The following is a 5,449-nucleotide window of genomic DNA, read 5'->3' on the forward strand; positions in this document are numbered from 1 at the left end:
GTGCCCGCCGCCACGACCACGTCCCGCGCGGCCGCGAGCTCGTCGACGCGCAGCCACGGCGGTCCGAGCACCTTCATCACCTGAGGGGCGAACGCCGGCGACTCGGCGAGGACCTTGCGGGCCGGTCCGCTCGAGACGACCTCCCCGTCCGACAGCACCAGCACCTGATCGGCCACCAGGGCCGCGAACTCGACGTCGTGGGTCGAGACGAGAACCGCCCGCCCGTCGTCCGCGAGCCCACGCAGGAGCCGCGCCAGGCCGCGCTTGGCGGCGTAGTCGAGCCCGCGGGTCGGCTCGTCGAGCAGGAGCACCGGCGGCTTCGGCGTGAGCACCAGCGCCAGGGCCACGGCCAGCCGCTGGCCCTCGGACAGGTCCCGCGGGTGCCGGTCGCCCGGGATGCCGGGCACCAGCGAGTCGAGGAGCTCCCGGCAGCCCACGCCACCCGCGGCGCACTCCTCGTCGACGGTCTCGAGGTAGAGCAGGTCCGAGCTGCTCTGCGGCAGCAGGCCGACCAGCGCGCGCCGGGCGGCGGGCTTCACGTCGGCCGGGTCGGTGCCGTCCACGCACACGGCGCCCGACCGACGCGGACCCGAGCCCTGCAGCGCCCAGAGCAGCGACGACTTCCCGGCCCCGTTGCGGCCCATCAACGCCGTGACCCCCGGCCGCAGGTCGAGCGACACCTCGCGGACCGCGACACTGCGGCCGTGGGTGACCGTGACGTCCCGGGCCGTCAGCACGGCGGCGGGCCCGGCGGCGTCGAGTGACCCGTTCTGGTCGACTGGGGCCGCAGGCAGCCAGTTCGGGTCACTCGACGCGAGCCGACGCCGGGCCTCCCGCACCGTCAGCGGCAGCGGCGACCAGCCGGCGTACCGGCCGAGATCCACGAGCGGCGGTACGACGGGCGAGCGGGCGAGCAGGTCCGCGGGGTCGCCGACCTCGACCCGGTCGCCCACGAGCAGGGCCATCCGGTCCACGAACGGCACCACCCGCTCGAGGCGGTGCTCGGCGACCAGGACGGAGACCCCGAGGTCGTGCACCAGGCGGGTCAGCGTCGCGAGGACGTCCTCGGCCGCGGTCGGGTCGAGGGCCGAGGTCGGCTCGTCGAGCACGAGCAGTCGCGGGTGCATGGTCAGCACCGAGCCGATGGCGACCCGCTGCTGCTCACCGCCGGACAGGCTGCGCAGGTCGCGGGTGCGCAGGTCGGCGATGCCCAGCAGGTCGAGCGTCTCCTCGACCCGGCGGCGCATCGTGTCACCGGGCAGCCCGAGCTGCTCCATGCCGTAGGCGAGCTCCTCCTCCACCGTGTCGGTGACGAACCCCGCCAGCGGGTCCTGCCCGACGTAGCCGATGACGTGGGCGCGTTCGCGGGGCGGGGTCCGGAGGATGCTGACGCCGTCGAGCAGCAGGTCGCCGCGCAGGTGCCCGCCGGTGAACCGCGGGACCAGGCCGGTGACGACGCCGAGCAGCGTCGACTTCCCGGAGCCGGTCGGGCCGGAGACGAGCACCAGCTCGCCCTCGCCCACCGACAGGTCCACGTCGGTGAGGACCGGCTGGTCGGCGTAGGACACCGTGATGCCGCGCAGGTCGATCATGCGAGCGCGCCCTGCAGCCTGGGCTCGGGGGCGGCCGGCGCCGCCACCACGCCGACCACGGCGGCCAGCAGCGCCAGCGGGGTCAGCGTCGGCCACGAGGTCAGGCCCGGGTAGGCGGTGAGGACCTGGTGACCGGCCACCCACCACATCGCGGCCGCGGCCACGAGACCCGAAGCCATGACGACCAGCTCAGGCGCCCGCCAGGGGTCTGGTCGGTAGCGGGTGCGCGGCACCCGGCGCCCGGCCGCGACCAGTCCGACCACGGCGACGGTGACGCCCAGCAGGAGCATCGGGGTCGCCAGCACGCGTGGCGCGGTGGTGTCCAGGCCCGCGTAGACGCCCACGCAGATGCCGCACAGACCAGCCAGCATCAGGGCCCCGGTCACCAGCCGCTCGCGGGGCGTCGCACCCGCGGAGCGCCCGTAGCCCCGGGTGTCCATCCCCGCCGCCAGGCGCAGGGAGCGCTCGAGCGCGTCCTCGAGCACCGGGACCAGGTAGCGCCGCAGCCGCCCGGTCCGGCGGGTGTCCCCCGCCCGGAGGCTCTGGGCGAGCCGCACCCGGCGGGCGCTGTCGGCGAACTGGGGCAGCACGGTCACGGCGACCACGAGCGCGGTGCCGACCTCGTGCAGCGCGGCGGGCACCGACCGGAGCAGCCGCTTGGGGTTGGCCAGGGCGTTCCCCGCCCCGACGCAGATCACGATGGTGGCCAGGCGGAGGCCGTCGTAGAAGCCCGCCAGCAGCGCCTCCTGGGTCACCGGGCCGAACAGCCGGAGCCCCAGGACCCAGTCGGGCAGCGGCACCTCCGGCAGGTCGAGCAGCACGGTCCCGGACTCGACGCCCCCGCCGAGGACGATCCGGAACACGACCCGCATCACCAGGATGACCGCGCCGACGATCACGTACAGCCGGAACGACCCGGCCCACGGCTGGTCGGACCGGCGGGCCATCACGACCAGCGTCGCCACCCCGACCAGCATCAGCAGGACCAGGGGGTTGGTGGTCTGGGTCGCCGCCGCGGCGAGGCCCAGCGCCCACACCCACCAGGCCACGGGGTGCAGGTCGCGGGGCAGCCGGGTGCTCACGTCACGAGGCTCCGGCCCGTCGGCGTACGACGACCACGACGGCCGCGCCTCCGAACAGCGCCACGAGCAGGGCGACCGGCACCCAGGCCGGCAGCCCGCCCCCGTCCGGGTCGCCGGCGTCCGCCGACCCGCTCGTGGGCGCGACCTCGTCGGTCACGGCGCTGGACGGGGTCTCGGTCGCGCTCGGCGTGGGGCTCGGCGTCACCGTGGGCGGCAGTGGCTCCGCCGGCAGCGGCGAGGGCGCCGGGCTCTCGAGGGACGTCGGCGTCGGGCTCTCGGTCGGCTCCTCCGTCGGCGCCTCGGTCGGCGTCGCCGTGGGCTTCGACGTGGGTGTCGGCTTCGGGGTCGGCGTCGGCGTCGGCTTCACCGTCGGCGTCGCGCTCGGGGCGGCCGACTGGTGCTTGGGCGGCGCCACCCCGGGGGTCGACTGGCCCTCGACGTCGTCCCAGGACAGGGCCACGGACCCGCCGGCCGGGATGGTCAGCGACGCGGCCCCCAGAGAGGAGTAGGTCCACTTCCCGGTCTTCCCGTCCGACCACCACAGGTTCCAGTAGGCGTTCGCAGGCGGGGTGTTGACGCACGGGTCGTCCTCCGGCGTCGGCAGGCCCTGGACCCGGCAGACGAAACCGGGCGTCCGCTGGACGTAGGTGAGCTCGTAGCCGTTGCCGGTGAAGAGCGCGGCGGCCTTCTGCCCACCACCGTGCGGGTCGCAGACGGACTGCGCGCCGCCGCCGAGGCTCTTGAAGTCCACGACGACGCTCACGCCGCCCGCGTCGGCGCAGGTCGCCGCGTCTGACGGTGACGCCGTGGCGACCCAGACGAGCGGGCCCGCCGCCGCGGCCACGAGGACCGCGACGGCGCGCCGTACGAACGTCATGCTCAGTCGCAGCCGTCGATGATCACGTAGACCAGCGCCGGCGCGGCCTGGGCCGTCGACCGGATGAACTGGTCACGCTCCTCGACGCTGATGCCGTCCTTCGCCGTGGCCTTCGCGGCCTTGTCGTAGGCGATCGCGCCGTTCTCGCCCGAGACACCGGAGACGGTCAGCCTGCTCAGCCACTTGGCTGCCCGGTTCGCCTTGTCGCAGGCGCCGGCAGCCCCCAGCGCGGACGCGGCGAGCCCGGTGCTGTTGGCGTTGGGGGTCTCGGTGGAGGGGCCGCCGCCGAAGCTGCCGTTGGTGCCCTGTGTCTTGGTCAGCCAGGCGAGGGCCCGGGAGACGGCCGCGCGGACGGGCTTGGTGGGGGTGGGGTCCTCGAGCAGGGCGAGCACGGCCAGCGCGGTGGTGTCGGTGTCGGGTGCGCTGGTGGTCTTGCGCTTGCCGCCGTCGCAGGTCTGGTCGGCCGCCGTCTTGTCCTCGGTGAAGTTGAGCCGGAAGTAGCCGGCCTTGCACTGCTGCGAGAGCAGGAACGTCGTGGCCTTGCCGGCCTTCTTGGCCCCGGCCTCGGTCAGCGCCTGGACGGCGTACGCCTGCCCGATGACGTTGGCGAAGTCGCTCGCGCCCTTGTCCTGGATGCGACCGTTGACGGGCGCCGAGCCGGCCACCCGCTTGCTCAGCCGCTTGACCAGGTCGACGCCCCCGAAGCTCGCCGGGTCGGCTCCGGTGGCCTGCGCGAACACGGCGGCCTTGGCCGTGGCGTTGGCGTAGATGTCGCTGCTGCCGAAGTCGGCGCCGGTGGTGTAGCTGTCGACGTTCTTCGCGATCGCCTTGCGGACGGTCTTCGCGGTCCTGGTCTGTCCGAGCTCCTGGAGCGCGAGGCCGACGTCGATGCTGAGGCCGTAGTCGTCGAAGTCGAACTGGTCGTTGTGGACCAGCCCGCCGTCGAGCTGCTTGGCGAGCCAGCGCTCGGTCTGGTCGACGGGGTCGCCGGCGGACGCCGGCCCCGCGGACAGGGTGAGCGTGGCCGCCACGGAGACGGCGAGCGCCACTGCGCTCGAGAGATGCTTCTTCATGGTTCCTTCCCGCTGCGCAGCGGGAGGCCGGGAGCGACTGCTCCGAGGAGGCCACCCGCTGTTTTCCTCGACAGCGTGTGATCAGGACGCGACGTGGAGGGTGTTCCGGCTCGCATGACCTCCTGGAGGAGGCCACGCCTACGGTTGCGGGTCAGCGCCGGACTCGGACCGGCTTCCCCCGCCACGGGCGTGATGTGGATGAAGTTGTCGTGCGGCTCGCACCCTACTCTGAGGCGGTGACCGACGCCGACTTCGACCCCATCCCCGCGGACGGGCTGCTCGTGGCGCTCGCCGAGGTCGCGCGGCACAAGGACGGCTTCGAGCTCGGGATCACCGTCAACGTCCCGGGGGCCACCGTCACCGGCGTGATGATCGGGCCACGCGCGTGGCTGCGGATCCTGGGCGCGAGCGGCGAGGGCGGCGCGCACGAGTTCCTCAACTCGCTGGCCGGCGGCATGAACCAGATCCTCGAGAGCGCGGGGCGCGAGGTCACCACCCAGTTCCTGCACCTGCGCGACGCTCAGTACGTCTCCGGCGGGCACTTCACGCCCACCAACGCCGGCCTGCTGTGGCGCGGTCGCCTCGGTGAGATCACCGGGTTCTCCATCGGCACCCTCACCCCGGCCGGCTAGCCAGGCTGGGCAGGCCGGACCGGCTGGGCAGGCTCAGGAGCCGAGCTTCTCCAGGATCAGCTCGCGCACCCGGCCGGCGTCGGCCTGGCCCCGCATCTCCTTCATCACCGCGCCGATGAGCGCACCCGCGGCGGCCACCTTGCCGTCGCGGATCTTGTCGGCGACGTCGGGGTTGGCCGCGATCGCGTTGTCG

The 5,449-nt window shown here is 74.1% G+C and carries 5 protein-coding genes, 1 pseudogene and 1 riboswitch; of the genes and pseudogenes, 1 reads left to right on the forward strand and 5 read right to left on the reverse strand.

The features are described 5' to 3' along the window. The 4 genes from JHD21_RS20100 to JHD21_RS20115 form a co-directional block, all read right to left on the reverse strand. Window positions 1-1,592, reverse strand: a 1,592-nt coding sequence (locus JHD21_RS20100; protein WP_292678935.1) for an ATP-binding cassette domain-containing protein, incomplete at its 3' end; no start/stop codon positions are given. Then, window positions 1,589-2,674, reverse strand: a complete 1,086-nt coding sequence (locus tag JHD21_RS20105) for an energy-coupling factor transporter transmembrane component T (RefSeq protein ID WP_292678937.1) — start codon at window positions 2,672-2,674, stop codon at window positions 1,589-1,591. The genes JHD21_RS20105 and JHD21_RS20100, both read right to left, overlap by 4 nt. A 1-nt stretch (window position 2,675) precedes the next feature. Next, window positions 2,676-3,551 (reverse strand): hypothetical protein, encoded by an 876-nt coding sequence (locus JHD21_RS20110; protein ID WP_292678940.1) that lies wholly within the window; start codon window positions 3,549-3,551, stop codon window positions 2,676-2,678. Between the two features lie 2 nt (window positions 3,552-3,553). Then, window positions 3,554-4,624, reverse strand: a complete 1,071-nt coding sequence (locus JHD21_RS20115; RefSeq protein ID WP_292678943.1) for a hypothetical protein — start codon at window positions 4,622-4,624, stop codon at window positions 3,554-3,556. A 77-nt stretch (window positions 4,625-4,701) separates the two neighbouring features. After that, a riboswitch (cobalamin riboswitch) is annotated at window positions 4,702-4,825 on the reverse strand. Window positions 4,826-4,860: 35 nt separating this feature from the next. Between JHD21_RS20115 and JHD21_RS20120 the strand changes: the two genes are divergently transcribed. Further along, window positions 4,861-5,256 carry a hypothetical protein gene (locus JHD21_RS20120; protein ID WP_292678946.1) on the forward strand — a complete coding sequence of 132 codons (396 nt, stop codon included), beginning with the start codon at window positions 4,861-4,863 and terminating at the stop codon, window positions 5,254-5,256. Between the two features lie 33 nt (window positions 5,257-5,289). Here the strand turns inward: JHD21_RS20120 and JHD21_RS20125 are convergent. After that, a pseudogene (locus JHD21_RS20125) lies at window positions 5,290-5,449 on the reverse strand (Asp-tRNA(Asn)/Glu-tRNA(Gln) amidotransferase GatCAB subunit B); the annotation flags it as partial.

Source organism: Nocardioides sp. (genome assembly GCF_016462705.1).
Lineage (GTDB): Bacteria > Actinomycetota > Actinomycetes > Propionibacteriales > Nocardioidaceae > Nocardioides.